Origin of the sequence: Pseudomonas sp. NY15374, from assembly GCF_048068255.1 — a bacterium.
GTDB classification, from domain to species: Bacteria; Pseudomonadota; Gammaproteobacteria; order Pseudomonadales; family Pseudomonadaceae; genus Aquipseudomonas; species Aquipseudomonas machongensis.
This window is the reverse complement of sequence record NZ_JBLUPZ010000004.1, coordinates 164,969-183,359: the sequence shown is the minus strand read 5'-3', so window position 1 is coordinate 183,359 and position 18,391 is coordinate 164,969. Positions and strand designations below refer to the sequence as shown.

Genomic DNA, 18,391 nt, shown 5'->3' with positions numbered 1-18,391 from the left:
TAGTGCCCTCTCGCAAGTAGTCTGCCTATGTCCCTGCGCGTGTATGCCCGCGCAGCCCTCCTCGGGCTGTGCCTTTCCCTGTCGTTCGCCGCTGTGGCGGCCGAGGTGCCGGCCGCTCCCGGTATTCAGAACAGCCTGGACAAGATTGCCGAGCGCAAGCTGCCGGAGCCCGAGCAGAAGGCGCTCCAGCAGGTCCTGGAACAGACCCTCACGCTGATCGCCAGCAAAGAGGATAGCGAGAAGAAACTCGCCGACCTCAAGCAGCAGTTGGCCGGTGCCCCCCAGGAAACCCGCGACAGCCAGCGCGAACTGGCCAAGCTCAAGGACAGCAAGGTCACGCCCGTGGCCCAGCGCTACGCCAGCCTCAGCGTACCGCAGCTCGAGCAGATGCTCAGCGAGCGCAGCACCCAGCAGGGCGAGCTGCAAAAGGCGCTGTCCGAAGCCAACAGCTTGATCATCAACTCCCAGACCCGCCCCGAACGTGCCCAGGCCGAGATCAGCAACAACCAGACCCGCGCCCAGCAGATCAACAACGCGCTGAAGTCGGGCAAGGACAACGGCAAGGCAATTTCCGCCGACCAGCGCAACCAGCTCAATGCCGAACTGGCCTCGCTCAACGCCCTCACCCTGCTGCGCCGCCAGGAGCTGGCCGGCAACAGCCTGCTGCAGGACCTGGGCAACGCCCGCCACGACCTGCTGATCGAGCGTGCCGCACGCCTGGAGCAAGAGATCCAGGACCTGCAGACACTGATCAACGAGAAGCGCCTGGCACAGTCGCAACAGACCGTCACCCAGCAGTCGATCGAAGCGCAGAAAGCCGGCGGCAGCACCCTGCTGGCCAACGAGAGCGCCGCCAACCTCAAGCTCTCCGACTACCTGCTGCGCAGCACCGACCGCCTCAACGAACTCACCCAGCAGAACCTGCAGACCAAGCAGCAGCTCGACACCCTGACCCAGGCCGACCAGGCGCTGGACGAGCAGATCAACGTGCTCAAGGGCAGCCTGCTGCTGTCGAAGATCCTCTACAAGCAGAAGCAGGCGCTGCCGCACCTGAAGGTAGACCGCGACCTGGCCGACCAGATCGCCGATATCCGTCTGTACCAGTTCGAGGTCAACCAGCAGCGCGAGCAGATGAGCAGCCCGGTCAGCTACGTCGACAAGCTGCTGTCCACCCAGCCTGAGCAGGATGTCACCCCGCAACTGCGCAAGGCGCTGCTGGAAGTCGCCATCACCCGCAGCGACCTGCTCGAGCGCCTGAACCGCGAGCTTTCGGCATTGCTCAATGAGTCCATCACCCTGCAGCTCAACCAGAAGCAACTGCTGGGCACCGCGCAGAACCTGCGCACCACCCTCGATGAGCAGATGTTCTGGATCCCCAGCAACAAGCCGCTGGACTGGGACTGGCTGCGCTATGTGCCCGAGCGCTTCGCCGACCAGGTCGCCAGCCTGCCCTGGGGCTCGGGCATCAAGGAACTGGCCGACGGCCTGAGCCAGCGCCCGCTGCTGTTCCTGCCGCTGCTGCTGGTGATCGGCGCGCTGCTGTGGCGGCGCAAGTACCTGTACCAGCGCCTGGGCAAGGTGCACCAGGACATCGGCCACTTCCGTCGCGACAGCCAGTGGCACACGCCACAAGCGATCCTCATCAACATCCTCCTGGCCATGCCGGTAAGCCTGGGCCTGGCGCTGTGCAGCTATGCCTTGCAGATCGACGCCCGCGGCCAGAACGCCAACCTCGGCGCTGCGCTGTGGCAATTGGCCCAGGCCTGGCTGGTGTTCTACACCGCCTACCGCGTGCTGGCCCCCGGCGGCGTGGCCGAGGTGCACTTCCGCTGGCACAAGCCGCAGGTGGAGTTCCTGCGCGGTTGGGTACGCAGGCTCGGCACGGTGGTGCTGGCCCTGGTGGGTGTGGTCGCGGTGGCCGAGCACCAGCCTTCGGCGCTGGCCGACGACGTGCTGGGCATCGGCGTGGTGCTGGCGTGCTATGCGCTGATGGCCTGGCTGCTCAGCCGCCTGCTGCTGAGCAGCCCGGCGCACCGCGACACGTCGCTGTTCCGCAAGGCGGTCGGGGTAGCGTTCACCGCGCTGCCGATCGCACTGTTCGTCGCGGTGTGCTTCGGCTACTACTACACCGCACTGAAACTCACCGACCGCCTGATCTATACCCTCTACCTGCTGCTGTTCTGGCTGGTGATCGAGGCGGCGTTCGTCCGTGGCCTGTCGGTGGCGGCGCGACGCCTGGCCTACCAGCGCGCGTTGAGCAAGCGCGCGGCTGCCAAGGAAGGTCTGGACGGCGAAGTCATCATCGAGGAACCGACCCTGGACATCGAGCAGGTCAACCAGCAGTCCCTGCGCCTGATCCGCCTGGCCCTGCTCGGTGGCTTCATCGGTGGCTTGTACTGGGTATGGTCGGACCTGATCACCGTGTTCTCCTACCTCAACAACGTCACCCTGTACGAATACGCCAGCGGCACCGGCGCGGCAGCCAGCATGGTGCCGATCAGCCTCGGCGACCTGCTCGGTGCGCTGGTCATCGCCGGCATCACCATCGCCCTGGCCAGCAACCTGCCAGGCCTGCTGGAAGTGCTGGTGCTGTCGCGCCTGAGCCTGGCCCAGGGCAGTGCCTACGCGATCACCACGCTGCTGTCCTACGTGATCGTCGGGGTGGGCATCGTCAGCACCCTAGCCACCCTCGGGGTGAGCTGGGACAAGCTGCAGTGGCTGGTCGCCGCCCTGTCTCTGGGCCTGGGCTTCGGCATGCAGGAGATCTTCGCCAACTTCATCTCCGGCATCATGATCCTGTTCGAGCGTCCGGTGCGGATCGGCGACACCATCACCATCGGCAATCTGTCCGGCACGGTGAGCAAGATCCGCATTCGCGCCACGACCATCACCGACTTCGACCGCAAGGACATCATCGTCCCCAACAAGACGTTCATCACTGGCCAGTTGATCAACTGGTCGTTGACCGACACGGTTACCCGAGTGACGCTCAAGCTGGGCATCGACTACGGCTCCGACCTGGACCTGGTGCGCGACCTGCTGCTCAAGGGTGCCCACGAAAACCCACGTGTGCTCAAGGACCCTGAGCCGATCGTGTATTTCCTGCAGTTCGGCGAGAGCTCGCTGGATCACGAGCTGCGCATGCACGTGCGCGACCTGGGCGACCGCAACCCGACGCTGGACGAGATCAACCGCTACATCAACCGTGAGTTCAAGGCCCACGACATCAAGATCTCGGTGCGTCAGGTGGAGGTGTTCCTGATGGACACCAAGGGTGGCAAGCAGCAGATGATCCCGCTGGAGAGCAAACCCGACAGCACGCCACCGAGCTGAGTGGACGCTGATGGGTGCAAGCGCCCAGAATGCCTGCGAGGGCTTTGCCCTCGACCGCAGGACAAGCCCGCTCCCACAGGAAACCGAGTTCTGTAGGTGCGGGCTTTGCCCCGCGCAGGGCCGCAAGGCGGCACCATGTCACCGATAGCCAGGAGCCGGCCACGTGAAAGCCCTCGACCAACTCACCTTCGATAACCGCTTCGCCCAACTCGGCGACACCTACTCCACCCAGGTGCTGCCCGAGCCGATTGCCGAGCCGCGCCTGGTGGTCGCCAGCGAATCGGCCATGGCCCTGCTCGATCTCGACCCAGCCCAGGCCGATGAGCCCGTGTTCGCCGAGCTGTTCAGCGGCCACAAGCTCTGGGAAGAAGCCGACCCACGGGCGATGGTCTATTCCGGCCATCAGTTCGGTTCGTACAACCCGCGCCTGGGTGACGGCCGCGGCCTGTTGCTGGGCGAGGTATTGAACGACGCGGGCGAGCACTGGGACCTGCACCTCAAGGGCGCCGGCCAGACCCCGTACTCGCGCATGGGCGACGGCCGCGCGGTGCTGCGTTCGTCGATCCGTGAGTTCCTCGCCTCAGAAGCGCTGCACGCCCTGGGCATTCCCAGCAGCCGGGCACTATGCGTGGTCGGCTCGAGCACCCCGGTGTGGCGCGAGACCCGCGAAAGCGCGGCCATGCTGCTGCGACTGGCGCAGAGCCATGTGCGCTTCGGTCATTTCGAATATTTCTACTACACCCAGCAGCCCGAGCAACAACGCGTGCTGATCGATCACGTGCTCGATCAGCACTACCCCGAATGCCGCGACGCCGAGCAGCCGTACCTGGCGATGTTCCGCAACATCGTCGAGCGCAACGCCGAGCTGATCGCGCGCTGGCAGGCCTATGGCTTCTGCCACGGGGTGATGAACACCGACAACATGTCGATCCTGGGCATCACCTTCGATTTCGGTCCCTACGCTTTCCTCGACGACTTCGACGCCAACTTCATCTGCAACCACTCCGACGATCGCGGCCGCTACAGCTACGCCAACCAGGTACCGATCGCCCACTGGAACCTGAGCGCCCTGGCCCAGGCCCTGACCACGGTGATCGACGTGGAGGCGCTGAAGGAGACGCTCAGCCTGTTCCTGCCGCTGTACCAGGCCCATTACCTGGACCTGATGCGCCGTCGGCTCGGCCTGACCACCGCCGAAGACGACGACATGGCCCTGGTCGAACGCCTGCTGCAGCGCATGCAGAGTGGCGGCGTGGACTACACCCTGTTCTTCCGCCGCCTTGGCGAGCAGCCAGTGGAACAGGCACTGAAAGTGGTCCGCGACGACTTCATCGACCTCGCCGGCTTCGACGCCTGGAGCGCCGATTACCTCGCACGCTGCCAGCGCGAAGCGGGCAACGCCGAAGGTCGGCGTGAGCGCATGCATGCGGTCAACCCGCTGTACATCTTGCGCAACTATCTGGCGCAGCGCGCCATCGAGGCGGCCGAAGGTGGGGACTACAGTGAAGTGCGACGGCTGCACCAGGTACTGTGCAAGCCATTCGAGGAACAGCCCGGGATGCAAGCCTATGCCGAGCGACCACCAGAGTGGGGCAAGCATCTGGAAATCAGCTGTTCTTCCTGAACAACACCTGATCCTGTGACAGCGGGCTTGCCCACTGTCACAGGTTATATGTGAAGCCTATGCGGAGAAAACATGTCCGACCCACTGGTAATCCCCTGCCCGCACTGCAACGGCCTCAACCGCCTGCCCAGCGAACGCCTGGGCGACAGCCCGAAATGCGGGCGCTGCAAGCAGGCGGTATTGCTCGACAAGCCCTTCGAGCTCAGCGAAAGCACCTACGCCAGCCAGATAAAGGGCGACCTGCCTTTGCTGGTGGACGTCTGGGCCGACTGGTGCGGCCCGTGCAAGAGCTTTGCACCGACCTTCGAACAGGCGGCCCGCCAGCTCAGCGGCCGCTGCCGCCTGGCCAAGCTCGACAGCGAGGCCAACCGCAACCTCGCCGGGCAACTGGGCATCCGTTCGATCCCCAGCCTGATCCTGTTCAGGAACGGCCGCGAAGTCAGCCGCCAGGCAGGTGCGTTTCCACTCCAGTCATTGCTGGAGTGGGTGCGCAGCCAAGGGATCTAAGCGTTTTCTTCGAGCAGCGAGTGCAACTCGACGAACTGCTGCGTCAGCTTGTGCCGCGGCTCCAGGTGGATCAGCGGCAGGCTGGCGTGGTGGGATTCGCGCATCTTCACCGAGCTGCCCAGGTACACCGGTAGCACCGGCAGGCCCTCGGCGAGCAGCTCGTCGAGCATCTGCTGAGGCAGGCTGGCCCGTGACTGGAACTGGTTGACCACGATGCCCTCTACCTGGAGGTCTTCGTTGTGGTCGTCCTTGAGTTCCTCTATCTCGGCCAGCAGGCCGTACAGGGCCTGGCGCGAGAAGCTGTCGCAATCGAAGGGAATCAGCACACGATCTGCGGCGATCAACGCGGAAACCGCATAGAAGTTCAACGCTGGCGGGGTATCGATGTAGATCCGCTCGTAATCCTCGTCCAGCTCATCGAGCAATTTACGTAGCTTGTTGATCTTGTGCTTGGCCTCGAGCTTGGGCTGCAGGTCGGCCAGCTCGGCGGTGGCGGTGACCACGTGCAGGTTGTCAAAGGGCGTTTCATAGATATCGACCTTGTTCTTCTTGCTGAACGGCCCGCTGGACAGGCTCTGCTTGAAGAAATCGGCAATACCCATGGGGATGTCGTCACCCGTCAAACCGGTCAGGTACTGGGTCGAGTTGGCCTGGGCATCCAGGTCGATCAACAGGGTCCGGTAGCCTTCGTTGGCACTGACCGCCGCCAGGTTGCAGGCGATGCTCGACTTGCCCACGCCACCTTTCTGATTGAACACCACGCGCCGCATGACTGACCTCCGTGTATCAGGGAATGCCCGAGTATGTGTCCGGCGCAGCGGTTTAGCCAGCACCTTCGGGCTTTTCCAGGCCCGCCAGCAGGTCGACGAACGCCCGGGCCATCGCCGAGCCCGCGCCCTCGCGACGCACCAGCCAGACCGCACTGGTCGCCTGCTCGTCGAGCAGCGTGCGGTACACCACGCCGTCGATGCGGATGCGCTGGAACGACGCGGGCAACACCGAAACCCCAAGGCCCGCCGAGACCAACCCGATGATGGTCAGCGCCTCACCGGCTTCCTGGGCGAAATGCGGGCTGAAGCCTGCCTGGCGTGCCAGGTCCATCAGTTGCGCATACAGACCGCTGCCGTAGCTGCGTGGGAAGAATACGAACGGCTCGTGGGCCAAGTCCCGCATATACAGGCCCTGCTCGCCGCCCAGCGCCAGCGGATGAGAGGCATTGAGCACCACGACCAACGGCTCGCGAAACAACTCGGTGACCGCCAACCCTTCCGGCACCGGTAGCGGCCGCATCAGGCCGACCTCGATGGATTCGTCGAACACCGCATCGACCACTTCACGGCTGCTCATCTCTTTGAGGTGCAGGTGCACTGCCGGGAAGCGCTGGCGGAAGGCGTGGATCGCCTGGGGAATCCTCGAGGTGAAGGGCGCCGACGAGGTGAAACCGATCTTCATCTCGCCCAGCTCGCCCAACTGTGCGCGACGTGCCACGTCGGCCGCCTTGTCGACTTGCGCCAGCACCTGGCGCGCCTCCTCAAGGAACAGTCGTCCGGCCTCGCTCAGCTCGACCCGACGATTGGTGCGCTCGAACAGACGCGCCCCCAGTTCCTGTTCCAGCGCCTGGATCTGCTGGCTCAAGGGCGGCTGAGAGATGCCCAGTTGCTGGGCCGCACGGCCGAAGTGCAGTTCTTCGGCGACGGCGATGAAGTAACGCAGGTGGCGCAGTTCCATGATCGGCTCCAAACAAGTCGCTAAAGCTATCAAATAGGTCGAACAATATATTGGATCTAATCATTAGCCAGCTATATGCTTTTTTCATTGCGCCAGAGGTATCGCCCGTGAAAACTGCTGTAGCCCCCCTCCCCGCCGAACCCGAAGTGCCTCCCCTGAACGACTTGTGGATCGAAAAAGGCACCCCAGCCTTCATGAAAACCGTACTGGCGCTGTTCAGCGGCGGTTTCGCCACGTTCGCGCTGCTCTACTGCGTGCAACCGATGATGCCGCTGCTGTCGCAAGAGTTTTCGATCAACGCTGCGCAGAGCAGCCTGGTGCTGTCAGTATCCACCGCCATGCTGGCGTTCGGGCTGCTGGTGACCGGGCCCATTTCCGATCGAATCGGGCGCAAACCGGTGATGGTCTCGGCCCTGGTGTGCGCTGCCCTGGCGACACTCGCCAGCGCAGTGATGCCAACCTGGGAAGGCGTGCTCGCCACCCGCGCACTGGTCGGCCTGTCGCTGAGCGGCCTGGCGGCGGTGGCCATGACCTACCTGAGCGAAGAAATCCACCCGCAGCACATCGGCCTGGCCATGGGCCTGTACATCGGTGGCAATGCGATCGGCGGGATGAGCGGGCGGCTGATCACCGGGGTGCTGATCGACTTCGTCAGTTGGCACACCGCCATGCTGGTGATCGGCGGCCTGGCGCTGCTGGCCGCGGTGGTGTTCTGGAAGGTGCTGCCGGAATCGCGCAATTTCCGCGCGCAGTCGCTGAAACCGCGCAATCTGCTCGATGGCTTCCTCATGCACTTCAAGGATGCCGGCCTGCCCTGGCTGTTCCTCGAAGCCTTCCTGCTGATGGGCGCCTTCGTCACCCTGTTCAACTACATCGGCTATCGCCTGCTGGCCGAGCCCTATCACATGAACCAGGCGCTGGTCGGCTTGCTGTCGGTGGTGTACCTGTCAGGCATCTACAGTTCGGCACAGGTCGGCGCGCTGGCTGACCGGCTGGGGCGTCGCAGGGTATTCTGGGCGAGCATCCTGGTGATGGCCGCTGGCATGCTGATGACCCTGTTCACCCCATTGCCAGTGGTGATCGTCGGGATGCTGGTGTTCACCTTCGGCTTCTTCGGTGCCCATTCTGTGGCCAGCAGCTGGATTGGTCGACGCGCGCTCAAGGCCAAGGGGCAGGCCTCTTCACTGTACCTGTTCTGCTACTACGCGGGATCGAGTGTCGCCGGGACGGCGGGCGGGGTGTTCTGGCATTACGCCGGTTGGAACGGCATCGGCCTGTTCATCGGCGGCCTGCTGGCGGTGGCGTTGCTGGTGGCGCTGCACCTGAGCAAGCTGGCACCTAAATCGGTGTGAGGCATTCGCGGCGGTTCGGGGCGCAGAACCGCCGCGAAACGGTGTTCGTCAGTTGACGATCTCGACGATATCCACATCCACTTCACGGCTCATCAGGTGTTTTTCCACCTCGCCGGTCAGCTTGACCTTGGTCTTGTCGTTGAACGGGGTTACCGGCAGGTCTTCGTTGTCGATCTCGACGGTGATGGTGCCGGTGTTGTCCTTGAACTCGTACTTGTCGTCGTTGTTGATCTTCTTGGTCACATAGCCTTGCAGCACTACCGGGGTGTCATCGGCGGCCTCCTTGGCGGCAGCGACGGTGGTCACCGGCTGGGCGCCCGGGCCTGTGTAGCCGGCAGCGAGAGCGGCGGTGCTGAACAGTGGGGCGAGGATCAGGGGCAGGTAACGGGCTTTCATGATGCAGGTCCTGTATGGGTTTGGATGGATACAAGCTAACAACGGCTGCTGAAGCCAAGCTTAATGGCAATCACCCATCATCCATGACCAGGCCCAGATGCGCCTGCAGCTGGTCATCGACCGCCTGCAGCCTTATCCCGGTCAACTGCATCCCATCCTGCTCCAATGCATGGAGCCAGAGCGTCAAGATATGCGGTCTACCCTGCAGCGTCATCGTCACCTGCGAGCCATTGCTATGCATGTCAACGATCTGCAGCCCATCGATCCGCGCCCTCTCATTCAGGCGTGCGGTCGTCAAGGCCTGCGCGGGCGTTGGCAGCGCTGCGGAAGTCGCCGAAAGGCGTCGCAACTGTTGAGCCAGCGCACGCTCCCGGTTCAATTGCACCTGCACCTGAGCCAATCGTTGTTGAGCCGGCAACCAGAACCCCTGCCAGACCATGATCGCGGCAAGGCCCCAGGCAACGGCCTTGAGCGCCCTGCGACGCGGGGCCGGAATACCTCGCAACTCTCTGCCGACCCAATCAAGCAGGCCAACCATCATTGGCCTCCTGCCCATGTCAATGTAGCGCTTACCTGCTGTGCAGCCTGCTGCGCACGCTCGACCTGTAGCCCTGGCAGACGCTGACGAAATCGTTCCAGATCATCGAAGCCCTGGGTCAGAACCTCGATCCGCCATCCCTGACCAGCCACAACCTCTGCGCGCTCGATCCGCAAGTCGCCGCTTTCGACCAAGGATTCACTCAACACGGCCAGACGCTGCATCGCTGTTGGCGGAGCAGGGTGCTGCATCAATTCGTTTATCTGACGCGCAAGGTCATCACGCGGTACATGTCCCGGCGCCCAACGCTGGAATGCTTGCACATTATGCTGTTTCAACTGCGCGACCTGTCCTTGCAGCCACTCTACGTGCCAGTACTCGGCAATGCAGGCCAGCAATGCTGCCAGCAGGCATCCGCCCAGTAGCGCTTGCCAAGGCACTGACTTGGCGCGTCCGGGTGCGAAGGCGCCCTGGAGCAGGTTGATGGCGTCAAATCGCCCCTGCCAAAGCAACGCAAAGGCGTCGGTAACCAGCTCGACCTCGTCCCATCGTGACGCCTGCCCTGGTTCTGCCAGCCATTTGATTTCAGGCAACGATGTACTCAGCACTCTGGCTGCCGCGCAGTTGACCGCAAGACGCTGCTGCTCCCTGCCGCCAAACAGCCAACGCCCCTCCAGCCACAACGCCGTGGGGCCGGCCGAGGCGAGCATGTCTGCATCGACCAGCACTGCCTGCGGTTCGACTCCCTGAACGCGCAGACACGACAGCAGTTGCTCGAAGCACGCTCGGTCGATCACCAGGCAGGGACGCGATGATGCCTGGTTCGCGACGCCGAATGCGAGGTGAAGCGCCTCCAGGGTGGTGGCGAATCGATCTTCTACCGCAAAGGCGAGGGTATCGTAGGCAGGCTTGCGTCCCGGCAAGGAGCCAGTTTGACAGTAGGAGAGAAGCTCCATCGGCAGCACCAGTGTCACCTTCTGTCCAGCCAATGCCTCCAGGTCACTCAGACGAGACTCCCGCGTGACGCCATCAGGCTGAAGAACGCGAACAGGCCAGTGCTTCGGAACCCCACCCACGCCCTCGGGCAGCAGGTAGGCAGCGTACTCACTCATTCGGCACCTGCTGGTCGTACCATGGAAAACATACGTCGTGATACGCGCATTCGATGACCATCCAGGTCCACTTCCACTTCGCTGTGCAGGTACGAGCGGCTCGTCTCGAAATCGGCCTGAAGGGTCATACCGAACCATCGACTGCCAACCGCCAGACCGCGCCCCGTGGCGACCTGACCATCGAGCAACGGATCGCCAAGAAAGGCCTGCACGCTGGCATATCCATCCTTGGGGCGCTGCTCGACCAGGCGCTGAGCGATCGCCGGCGTCACGCCCTCCAGTGTGCCGAGGACGAATCGATCTGCAGTGTTGATGTTCAGCCCAGCCTGCGCAGGCAGCACCGCCACCCACGGCCTGAGGCGCTCCAATATTTCGGCACTCACATCCGGCAACTGCGCCAACTGGCTGACATCCACCAGTGGAACACCCCGCAACATGGCAAGATCCGGAGTAACCAGGCCAAGGGCCCGGCAAAGACGCTCCCAGCGCGCAAGCAACACGGGGTCGGGCTCGCGGCTGCGGACAAGCGCAGCGAGATTGATGCGCGCAGCCAAATCCTCGACTCGCCCTCGCAGGCGCACATCGCCCAGAGTGAACTCAAAGGGTTTTGACCACGACTGCCCCGCCTGAACGACACGCATGTCGAGCCTCAAGCGCTCGCGCAAAAGCGCCAGTGCCTGGCGCTCTGCGGCCATCAGCACCTGTAGCCCGCGCGAAGCCTCAGTCTGGCCGGATACACTGGCAATCAACAGTCGGTGGTCACGCAACATCGCGGCGATCAGCATCACCATCAGTGCCATGACCAACAACACGGTGATCAGCGCGAGGCCCTCTTGTCGTGTCCCTCTCACAGGCTCACACTCGCCAGCGGGAGAACGCGGCGAAGCCGCTCTGCTCGTCCAATGGAAAAGGTAATTTCGAGAGCGATGGGCGGTTCGCTCGCTGTACGATCACCGGGCCAGTCGGCTTGCCACCCCAGGCCAGGCACGAAGACTCGCCAATGCAGACTCGTGATACCTCCGAGCAAGTATTGCGCTCGCCCTGCGCCACTGACGAGACTGTCGCGTTGGCGCCATAACACACCGTCTTCCAGCCAATATTGGATCATATGCAAGTCACTGCGCGGCTGCAGGTGGATGTCATATCCGCTACTCGACAACCAACTAAGCCGTTGCTCCCGTAACCTCAAGGCGAAGTGCTCTTTCTCCAACGCAGCTGGAAATACCCCTTGCAGGGCGTCCCGTTGCAGCATACCCATCGCCCTTGCCAAGCTACGAATTTCATCGGCGTGCGCCTGGCGCGCCGAGTCGGTACGCAGCAACGCATTGAACAAACGGGCAGCACCAGCAGCCAACACAGCGAAGATTGCCACAGCCAGCAGTAGCTCCAGGAGCGTGAAACCACGCTGCCTGCGCCCGACGCGAGACTCATTGCGTTTCATTCGAAATCTCCAGCCAGCGCTTGGCCTGATACACCGCCGGACCACTCGGGACGCGCATGACCAGTACCTCGACCTCGAGCAATGCGTGCCTGCGTCTACGCCGCTCCTCCAAGTGCCAACGCCCCTGGGCAAAGTCGATCGTCAGTACGCGTTATCCAGGGCCTGGCGTGGGCAGGAGAGTCATTTCGGTCAAGTGGTTGTCCGCAATCCAACTGCCATACATGCGCTCACGCAGTTGGTGGGACTGTTGCAAGACCAGCTGCATTGCCATGCTCGCCGCACCTGCCAGTACCGCAAAGATCGCCAGAGCAACCATGACCTCCAGCAGGGTGAAGCCCCGCTCAGCAGCCGAATTGCACATTGATTCCGTCACTTGCCACACATGCCAGAAGCTCCCCGGCGTGGCTGAAATACAGGATGAAAGGCGTGTGTTCTTCGTCACCGACCAGCACCAGTGGAACAAGGCCGTCCGAGACGACCGGCGACCAGTCGGTGTGTTTCAGGCGCAGGTTCATCTCACTGGGCTGCAGATCACCACCTGCACGCCACCCCAACTGCGTCAGCCTCATCATGCGGTAGCCATCCTGGTTGACCTGAATGCCAAGGGTCTGTCCCGAGATCAATGCGTGCGCACGGGCGTGCTCGAAAAACCGCAGGAACAACTGCGCCTCCTGTACGGCCAACCGTTGCGGGTTGTGCATGGATACAAACCCTGCCATGCCGATCACCACCCCGAGCACCGCCATTACCAGCAGCAACTCCAGCAGGGTAAATCCGCGGCTACGTCTCACTGGGGCCAGTTACCGATGTCGGCGTCCATACCTTCGCCTCCCGGCAGGTTATCTGCACCAAGGGAGTAGAGGTCGAAGCCCTGATTCGAGCGAGTACCAGGGCTCTGGTACTGGTATTCGCCTCCCCAAGGATCGACCGGCATGCTCTTGAGATAGCCCTGCTCGTTCCACATCCTTGGCGCAGGCGCCTGGGTGGGACGTGTTACCAAGGCTTGCAGGCCCTGCTCGGTGGAGGGATAGCGACCGTTGTCGAGCCGGTAGATCTCCAGCGCGGTTGAAATTGACTGCAGGTCGGTACGCACTGCCGTAGCTTTCGCATGGTCTGGCCGGCTCATGACGTTGGGCAGCACCAGCCCGCCAAGCACGCCCAGGATGATGATCACCACCATGATTTCGATAAGGGTGAAACCGACGTTGCGGCGACGACTGTTGCGTGGGGACATGATCAGGTAACCAGTTGATTGAGGTTGAGTATCGGCAGCAGGATCGCCAGCACGATGAACAGCACGATGCCGCCCATGAGCAGGAGCATCGCGGGTTCGCAAAGGCTGACCAGCAACGAGATGCGCGAGCTCAGGTGCTTTTCTTGCAGGTCTGCGGCGCGCTCAAGCATCGTGTTGACCTCACCGGCCCGCTCGCCACTGGCGATCATGTGCAGGGTCAGTGGAGGGAGCGCTGCGCAGCGCGTCAGGCTGCTGGCCAGGCTTGAACCCTCGGCCAGCTCTACGGCTGCGCGGATCAGACGTTCGCGCAATGCCAGGTTGCTGGTAACCACGGCACCGATGCGCATGGCTTCGACCAGAGGAACGCCGCTGCGCCCGAGTGTGGCCAACGTGGCGACAAAACGCGCTGCGTTGCTGGCACGAATGAACTCACCCCACAACGGTATACGCAGAGCCAGTGCATCCCAGCGCCGTCGCCTGGCGGGCTGGTGCAGCGCCCAGCGAACGGCCACCACGCAGCACAGCACAGTCATGATGATCAAAAGCCCAAAATGCCCAGTGAACTCGCTGAGAGCGATCAACAACAAGGTCGCGTAGGGCAACTGCGCCTGATCGCGGGCGAAGGCCTGGACGACATCTGGCACCACATATCCCAGCAGGAACCCCACCACCAGCAACGACACCAGGAACAGGATCAGCGGATAGACCATCGCCAGCTGAACCTTCTGGCGCAGCGCTTGCTCACGCTCGCCATGGTCGGCCAGACGCTCGAATACGCTCGACAGATGACCCGAGCGCTCAGCTGCCGCCACCGTTGCCCGGTACACCGCAGGAAAAGCCTGCGGATAATGGCCAAGGGCATCGGCCAAGGTACGCCCTTGGGCGATCTGCTCGTTGACGGCACCCATCAGCTTGCTGGCCTGGCGATCTTCACTTTGCGAAGCGACCGCCAGCAACGCATCGCTCAACGGCATGCTGGCACGCAACAAGGTAGCCAACTGCCGCGTGATGATCGCCAGCTGTGTCGCTCCAAGCCGGACAAGCCGCAAGCGACTGTTCCATTGCAGTCGAACCGCGCGGACCGCAATGATGAGCAGCCCCTGCTCGCGCAACAACTGTCGAGCTTGCCTGGCGTTTCCGGCCTCGAGGGTGCCCCGCCTGCGCGCACCTTGGTGGTCTTGAACGAGATACCTGAACCTCATCATCTATCCCTGCCCCGCCACTCGCAGCAACTCCTCGACGCTGGTCTGGCCTTCGCACACACGTTGCACGCCGTGGTCAAACAAGCTTGGCGTGGATTGACGTACCCAATCGAGCATCTGCGCCTGCGAGGAGCGCCGATGAATCGCTTCGGCAAGTTCCGCAGTCACCAGCACCAGTTCATGCAGCGCCAGCCGCCCACTGTAGCCATGCTGACAATGCTCGCAGCCTTGCGCACGATAGATCCGCGCAGGCAGGTTTGCAGGGGAGCCGAGCGACTGCGCGGTGACGGCGTCGACCTCCATGGGCGTCTTGCAGCTGGGACACAACTGGCGGACCAGACGCTGGGCCATCACCCCCGACAGCGACGACGCGAGCAGGCAAGGATCCACTCCCATGTCGGTCAAGCGTGTGATCGCCCCCAATGCGCTGTTGGTATGCAACGTCGACAACACCAGGTGACCGGTCAGGGATGCTTGTACGGCAATTTCTGCGGTTTCGTGATCACGGATCTCGCCGACCATCACTACGTCCGGGTCTTGTCGAAGAATCGCCCGCAGCCCCCTGGCGAAGGTCATGTCGACCTTGCTGTTGATCTGGGTCTGGCCAATGCCGGGCAAGTGATACTCGATCGGATCCTCAACAGTCAGGATGTTGCGCGTCACCTCGTTCAAGACCGACAACGCGGTGTACAGCGTGGTGGTCTTGCCCGATCCGGTGGGGCCGGTAACCAGAAAAATGCCGTGAGGCCTTTGCAGTAATCGCACAAACCCCGAGCGGGTTTGCGGCTGCATCTGCATGCACTCGACATCAAGACGTACCGCCTGCTTGTCCAGCAGGCGCAGCACGACCCGCTCTTCATGGGCCGCAGGCAGGGTCGAAACCCGCACATCCACCTCGTGTCCGGCCAGGCGAAGGCTGATGCGACCGTCCTGGGGAATGCGCTTCTGCGCGATGTCCAGCCGTGCCATCACCTTGATCCGAGATACCAGAAGGGCCGACAGCGCTCGTGGCGGCGACAGCACTTCACGCATGACACCATCGATGCGCATGCGTACACGCAGATGCTGCTCGAAAGTTTCCAGATGAATATCCGATGCACGCGACCTGACGGCCTCGCTGAGCAGTGCATTGAGCAAACGAATGATCGGTGCATCATCCTGCTGGTCGAGCAAGTCGCAGGTTTGCGGTAATTCCTCGGCCAGCCGCGCAAGGTCCAACTGCTGATCGATGTCCTGAACCACAGTCTGGGCAGCATCTTGTGTCCGACCATAGTAACTGGCGAGACGCTCGGCGAAACGTTCGGGGTCCAGGCACTGCAAATCCCAACCAGCACCCACCAAGCGATACGCCTCCGAAAGCGACGACAGCGAGGTGTCCTTGCGCATCAGCATGACGGGCGGTTCGGCATGCTGGTCGAAGAGCACGCCGTAGCGTCTGGCGAAGGCAAACGGCAGAGACCCATTCATTGACGGTCACTTCTGATGGTGGGGGTGTCGAACAGGTTTTGCACATCGTCCGGGAAGGAAGAGGCCGCAGGAGAGCGCACATCTCGATAGGCTCGCTCGCCAGCTTCGGTCAGTTGCTGTCGGGTACGCAGGATGGTCGGACGCAGGAACACCATCAGGTTGGTTTTCTCATCGATATCTCGCTGCCAGCGAAACAATCCGCCGATCAGAGGCAAGCTTCCCAACAGCGGTACGCTGCGCTGCTCGGCACGCACACTGTCCTTGATCAATCCGCCGATCACGATGATTTCGCCATCGGCAGCGAGAATGGTGCTCTTGAGGGTGCGCTTGTTGGTAATCAGATCGTTCTCGACCACGCTGGGCGCAAGCTCCGAGCTTTCCTGCTCGACCTCCAGACGCAAGCTGCTGCCCTCATTGATATAGGGACGAATCTTCAGGCTGATGCCGATGTCCTTGCGCTCGACGGTGGTGAAGGGGTTTTCCGTGCCGCTGCCTGGGGTTGCATAGCTGCCGGATCTGAACGGCACGTTCTGTCCCACAAGGATCTGGGCCTCTTGGTTATCCAGTGTCACCAGGCTGGGCGTGGACAGCAGGTTGCTGCTGGAGTTGCTCGCCAACGCACTGACCAATGCAGCAAAACGATCAGATCCGATCGCCAGTGCGGCCCCTGCTGGTAGAGACTCACCGCCAAGCAGCGTCGACAATGAAGAGCCGCTGTCAGGAAAGGTGATTCCGCCCCTCAGGCTGCCTCGATCGATACCCCACTGCAGCCCGAGGGCCTCGGAGATACTGCCACTGACTTCGACGATGGCCGCATGGATCAACACTTGCGCACGCGGTTGATCGAGCTGTTGGATTATCTGCTCCAGACTGATCAACACTTCCGGCTCACCTAGCAATACCAGAGCGTTCTGGCTGATATCCGCCTTGACCGAGGTTTTTCCCGACAAGTTGTCGAAACCCTTGCGCTCCCCTGATGCTTTGCCGTTCAGGCCATCGCCAACTTCAGTCAGTACTTCGGCCAATTGCTCGGCATTGCTGTGCTGAAGCCTGATCACGCGCCAATTCTGTGAAGCCTGCGGCGTCGGCACATCCAGCGAACGTGCCAACTGCGCCAGACGTCGCCTGGACTGAATGGGGCCCAGCATCAGCACTGTATTGCTGCGAGTGTCGGCAAGTACCCGTACGCCAGTCTCCGTCCCACCCGCCGCCGCCTCGATCACCGCCAGCAATTCACTGGCCTGGGCATGACGCAGCACGACAACTTCATGGTCGTGTCGCTGACCACTGTCGAGTTGCGCAATCAATGTCGCAAGGCGTTCCAGATTCGTCCCCGAGTCGGTAACGATCAAGGCATTGGCCGAACTCGAAGGGCCGATGTAGCCATTGCTGGAAACCAATGGACGCAGAAGGCCTGCCAGATCGGCGGCAAGACTGCTCTGGAGGCTGAATACACGGGTAGTGAAGGCTGTCGGCGCAGCGTCTAGTTGCTGATCTGCCCACGCCTTGGCCTCGCTCGCCGGCAATACCAGTAAACGCCCATCATCGTTCACTGCAGCAAAGCCATGAGCATTGAGTACCGAGTAGAACAATCTGCGGATACCTTCACTGTCCAGCCGCTCATTGGATAGCACCGTGATCCGCCCCTGTACCCGAGGATCGAGAATGATCGGTTGGTCGAGGATTGCCCCTACCTCCCGTACCACATCGCGAACATCCGCATCGCTCATCGCCATTTGCCAGGTGGCCGGAGGCTGCGCGTGGGCAAACACGCCAGACAGGCACAAAAGCGTGCTCAGCGACGCTAACCGCAACATGAGCCGTATGTTCATCGGGAAGTCCGCAGGAAAAGACGATGGGAATCCGGTTTTATTGGCGCATGGGAGGTTTCTCTCACCAGGTGCAGCAAGGAGCCCTTGGTCCCCTCAAGGGGCAGAACCTCCTCAACGCCATCAATCCATAGTGCAACTGCATGCGATTCGATGCGCCGGACGACAGCACCGCCCGCCAGACGGTCGCCAATGCGATACGCCGCAACCTTGCCATCCAGAGCAACCAGCGCGCGCGACCCTCCGGCACTGGAGGCGAAAGTGGCCTTGAGAATGATGTCCGAGCGCACGGAAGCTCTCGCATCCGCGGCCCGAAAACCGAACGCCAGCGCAAGCGTGGTAACCGCAAGGGAGCGGTCAACTTCGACGTCCGGCAATGTGGCGACCGACGGTTCCTCGGTGCGCCAGTGACTGCGTAACCGGTCTTCTCGCCACACCAGGAACGACGCCAGCAGCACAGGCAACACCAGCCACGCCGCATGACGACGGTAATGTTCAGGTATCAAGGCAACCCCCGCTGGAGGATGACGAGCACCGATTGCCACGACAGCAGTTGCCAGTATTGTTTGCCGTAAGCCATGCCCATTCCCGCTTATGAAAAGGGGCACCCTGTTCGGATACCCCCTGT

The 18,391-nt window shown here is 62.3% G+C and carries 18 protein-coding genes; 4 read left to right on the top strand and 14 right to left on the bottom strand.

Annotated elements, in window-relative coordinates; translation table 11 throughout:
- The first annotated feature begins 27 nt into the window (after positions 1-27).
- The 3 genes from mscK to trxC all read left to right on the top strand — a co-directional run bounded on the left by mscK (position 28) and on the right by trxC (position 5,464).
- Positions 28-3,333, top strand: a complete 3,306-nt coding sequence (mscK, locus tag ACNFHO_RS11700; RefSeq protein ID WP_054891202.1) for a mechanosensitive channel MscK — start codon at positions 28-30, stop codon at positions 3,331-3,333.
- A 163-nt stretch (positions 3,334-3,496) separates the two neighbouring features.
- Complete coding sequence (selO, locus tag ACNFHO_RS11695; protein ID WP_416766364.1) at positions 3,497-4,957, top strand: protein adenylyltransferase SelO; 1,461 nt, start codon at positions 3,497-3,499, stop codon at positions 4,955-4,957.
- A gap of 72 nt (positions 4,958-5,029) precedes the next feature.
- Complete coding sequence (gene trxC, locus ACNFHO_RS11690; protein ID WP_063541589.1) at positions 5,030-5,464, top strand: thioredoxin TrxC; 435 nt, start codon at positions 5,030-5,032, stop codon at positions 5,462-5,464.
- Here the strand turns inward: trxC and ACNFHO_RS11685 are convergent.
- Together ACNFHO_RS11685 and ACNFHO_RS11680 are read right to left on the bottom strand one after the other, a co-directional pair.
- On the bottom strand, positions 5,461-6,234 hold the full coding sequence (locus tag ACNFHO_RS11685) for a ParA family protein (protein WP_054891199.1): 774 nt from the start codon (positions 6,232-6,234) through the stop codon (positions 5,461-5,463). The two genes, trxC and ACNFHO_RS11685, sit on opposite strands and share 4 nt — an antisense overlap.
- A gap of 52 nt (positions 6,235-6,286) precedes the next feature.
- Positions 6,287-7,192 carry a LysR family transcriptional regulator gene (locus ACNFHO_RS11680; RefSeq protein WP_054891198.1) on the bottom strand — a complete coding sequence of 302 codons (906 nt, stop codon included), beginning with the start codon at positions 7,190-7,192 and terminating at the stop codon, positions 6,287-6,289.
- 107 nt (positions 7,193-7,299) lie between these two features.
- Here ACNFHO_RS11680 and ACNFHO_RS11675 point away from each other — a divergent pair, with 107 nt between their 5' ends.
- The gene (locus tag ACNFHO_RS11675) at positions 7,300-8,544 is read left to right on the top strand and encodes an MFS transporter (RefSeq protein ID WP_197890402.1); all 1,245 of its coding nucleotides are present in this window, start codon (positions 7,300-7,302) and stop codon (positions 8,542-8,544) included.
- A 48-nt stretch (positions 8,545-8,592) separates the two neighbouring features.
- Here the strand turns inward: ACNFHO_RS11675 and ACNFHO_RS11670 are convergent, their stop codons facing one another.
- The 12 genes from ACNFHO_RS11670 to ACNFHO_RS11615 all read right to left on the bottom strand — a co-directional run bounded on the left by ACNFHO_RS11670 (position 8,593) and on the right by ACNFHO_RS11615 (position 18,269).
- Positions 8,593-8,940 carry a YgiW/YdeI family stress tolerance OB fold protein gene (locus tag ACNFHO_RS11670; protein WP_054891196.1) on the bottom strand — a complete coding sequence of 116 codons (348 nt, stop codon included), beginning with the start codon at positions 8,938-8,940 and terminating at the stop codon, positions 8,593-8,595.
- Positions 8,941-9,010: 70 nt separating this feature from the next.
- The gene (gspM, locus tag ACNFHO_RS11665) at positions 9,011-9,478 is read right to left on the bottom strand and encodes a type II secretion system protein GspM (protein ID WP_416766361.1); all 468 of its coding nucleotides are present in this window, start codon (positions 9,476-9,478) and stop codon (positions 9,011-9,013) included.
- Entirely contained in the window at positions 9,478-10,590 is a 1,113-nt protein-coding gene (gene gspL / locus ACNFHO_RS11660; protein WP_416766359.1) for a type II secretion system protein GspL, read from the bottom strand. The genes gspM and gspL overlap by 1 nt, the downstream gene beginning before the upstream one ends.
- A complete protein-coding gene (locus ACNFHO_RS11655) occupies positions 10,587-11,381 on the bottom strand; it encodes a general secretion pathway protein GspK (RefSeq protein WP_416766357.1) in 795 nt (264 codons plus the stop codon). The genes gspL and ACNFHO_RS11655 overlap by 4 nt, the downstream gene beginning before the upstream one ends.
- A gap of 56 nt (positions 11,382-11,437) precedes the next feature.
- The gene (gspJ, locus tag ACNFHO_RS11650; RefSeq protein WP_416766356.1) at positions 11,438-12,031 is read right to left on the bottom strand and encodes a type II secretion system minor pseudopilin GspJ; all 594 of its coding nucleotides are present in this window, start codon (positions 12,029-12,031) and stop codon (positions 11,438-11,440) included.
- A 151-nt stretch (positions 12,032-12,182) separates the two neighbouring features.
- Positions 12,183-12,392, bottom strand: a complete 210-nt coding sequence (gene gspI, locus ACNFHO_RS11645) for a type II secretion system minor pseudopilin GspI (protein WP_416766355.1) — start codon at positions 12,390-12,392, stop codon at positions 12,183-12,185.
- A complete protein-coding gene (locus ACNFHO_RS11640; RefSeq protein WP_416766353.1) occupies positions 12,373-12,822 on the bottom strand; it encodes a pilus assembly FimT family protein in 450 nt (149 codons plus the stop codon). The genes gspI and ACNFHO_RS11640 overlap by 20 nt, the downstream gene beginning before the upstream one ends.
- Positions 12,819-13,265, bottom strand: coding sequence for a type II secretion system major pseudopilin GspG (gspG, locus tag ACNFHO_RS11635; RefSeq protein WP_112899406.1), 447 nt, complete (start codon positions 13,263-13,265; stop codon positions 12,819-12,821). The genes ACNFHO_RS11640 and gspG overlap by 4 nt, the downstream gene beginning before the upstream one ends.
- A 2-nt stretch (positions 13,266-13,267) precedes the next feature.
- Entirely contained in the window at positions 13,268-14,470 is a 1,203-nt protein-coding gene (gspF, locus tag ACNFHO_RS11630) for a type II secretion system inner membrane protein GspF (protein WP_416766350.1), read from the bottom strand.
- Positions 14,471-15,934 carry a type II secretion system ATPase GspE gene (gspE, locus tag ACNFHO_RS11625; protein ID WP_416766349.1) on the bottom strand — a complete coding sequence of 488 codons (1,464 nt, stop codon included), beginning with the start codon at positions 15,932-15,934 and terminating at the stop codon, positions 14,471-14,473.
- Positions 15,931-17,766, bottom strand: coding sequence for a type II secretion system secretin GspD (gene gspD / locus ACNFHO_RS11620; RefSeq protein WP_416766347.1), 1,836 nt, complete (start codon positions 17,764-17,766; stop codon positions 15,931-15,933). Before gspD ends, gspE begins: the two co-directional genes overlap by 4 nt.
- Entirely contained in the window at positions 17,763-18,269 is a 507-nt protein-coding gene (locus ACNFHO_RS11615) for a type II secretion system protein N (RefSeq protein WP_416766345.1), read from the bottom strand. The genes gspD and ACNFHO_RS11615 overlap by 4 nt, the downstream gene beginning before the upstream one ends.
- Positions 18,270-18,391 lie beyond the last annotated feature (122 nt).

Excerpts from the sequence above, each read along its gene's own strand:
- mscK (WP_054891202.1), top strand. The coding sequence starts at position 28 with ATGTCCCTGCGCGTGTATGCCCGCGCAGCCCTCCTCGGGCTGTGCCTT.
- trxC (WP_063541589.1), top strand. The coding sequence starts at position 5,030 with ATGTCCGACCCACTGGTAATCCCCTGCCCGCACTGCAACGGCCTCAAC.
- ACNFHO_RS11685 (WP_054891199.1), bottom strand. The coding sequence starts at position 6,234 with ATGCGGCGCGTGGTGTTCAATCAGAAAGGTGGCGTGGGCAAGTCGAGC.
- ACNFHO_RS11680 (WP_054891198.1), bottom strand. The coding sequence starts at position 7,192 with ATGGAACTGCGCCACCTGCGTTACTTCATCGCCGTCGCCGAAGAACTG.
- ACNFHO_RS11670 (WP_054891196.1), bottom strand. The coding sequence starts at position 8,940 with ATGAAAGCCCGTTACCTGCCCCTGATCCTCGCCCCACTGTTCAGCACC.
- gspM (WP_416766361.1), bottom strand. The coding sequence starts at position 9,478 with ATGGTTGGCCTGCTTGATTGGGTCGGCAGAGAGTTGCGAGGTATTCCG.
- gspL (WP_416766359.1), bottom strand. The coding sequence starts at position 10,590 with ATGAGTGAGTACGCTGCCTACCTGCTGCCCGAGGGCGTGGGTGGGGTT.
- ACNFHO_RS11655 (WP_416766357.1), bottom strand. The coding sequence starts at position 11,381 with ATGGTGATGCTGATCGCCGCGATGTTGCGTGACCACCGACTGTTGATT.
- gspJ (WP_416766356.1), bottom strand. The coding sequence starts at position 12,031 with ATGAAACGCAATGAGTCTCGCGTCGGGCGCAGGCAGCGTGGTTTCACG.
- gspI (WP_416766355.1), bottom strand. The coding sequence starts at position 12,392 with ATGTGCAATTCGGCTGCTGAGCGGGGCTTCACCCTGCTGGAGGTCATG.
- gspG (WP_112899406.1), bottom strand. The coding sequence starts at position 13,265 with ATGTCCCCACGCAACAGTCGTCGCCGCAACGTCGGTTTCACCCTTATC.
- gspF (WP_416766350.1), bottom strand. The coding sequence starts at position 14,470 with ATGATGAGGTTCAGGTATCTCGTTCAAGACCACCAAGGTGCGCGCAGG.
- gspE (WP_416766349.1), bottom strand. The coding sequence starts at position 15,934 with ATGAATGGGTCTCTGCCGTTTGCCTTCGCCAGACGCTACGGCGTGCTC.
- gspD (WP_416766347.1), bottom strand. The coding sequence starts at position 17,766 with ATGAACATACGGCTCATGTTGCGGTTAGCGTCGCTGAGCACGCTTTTG.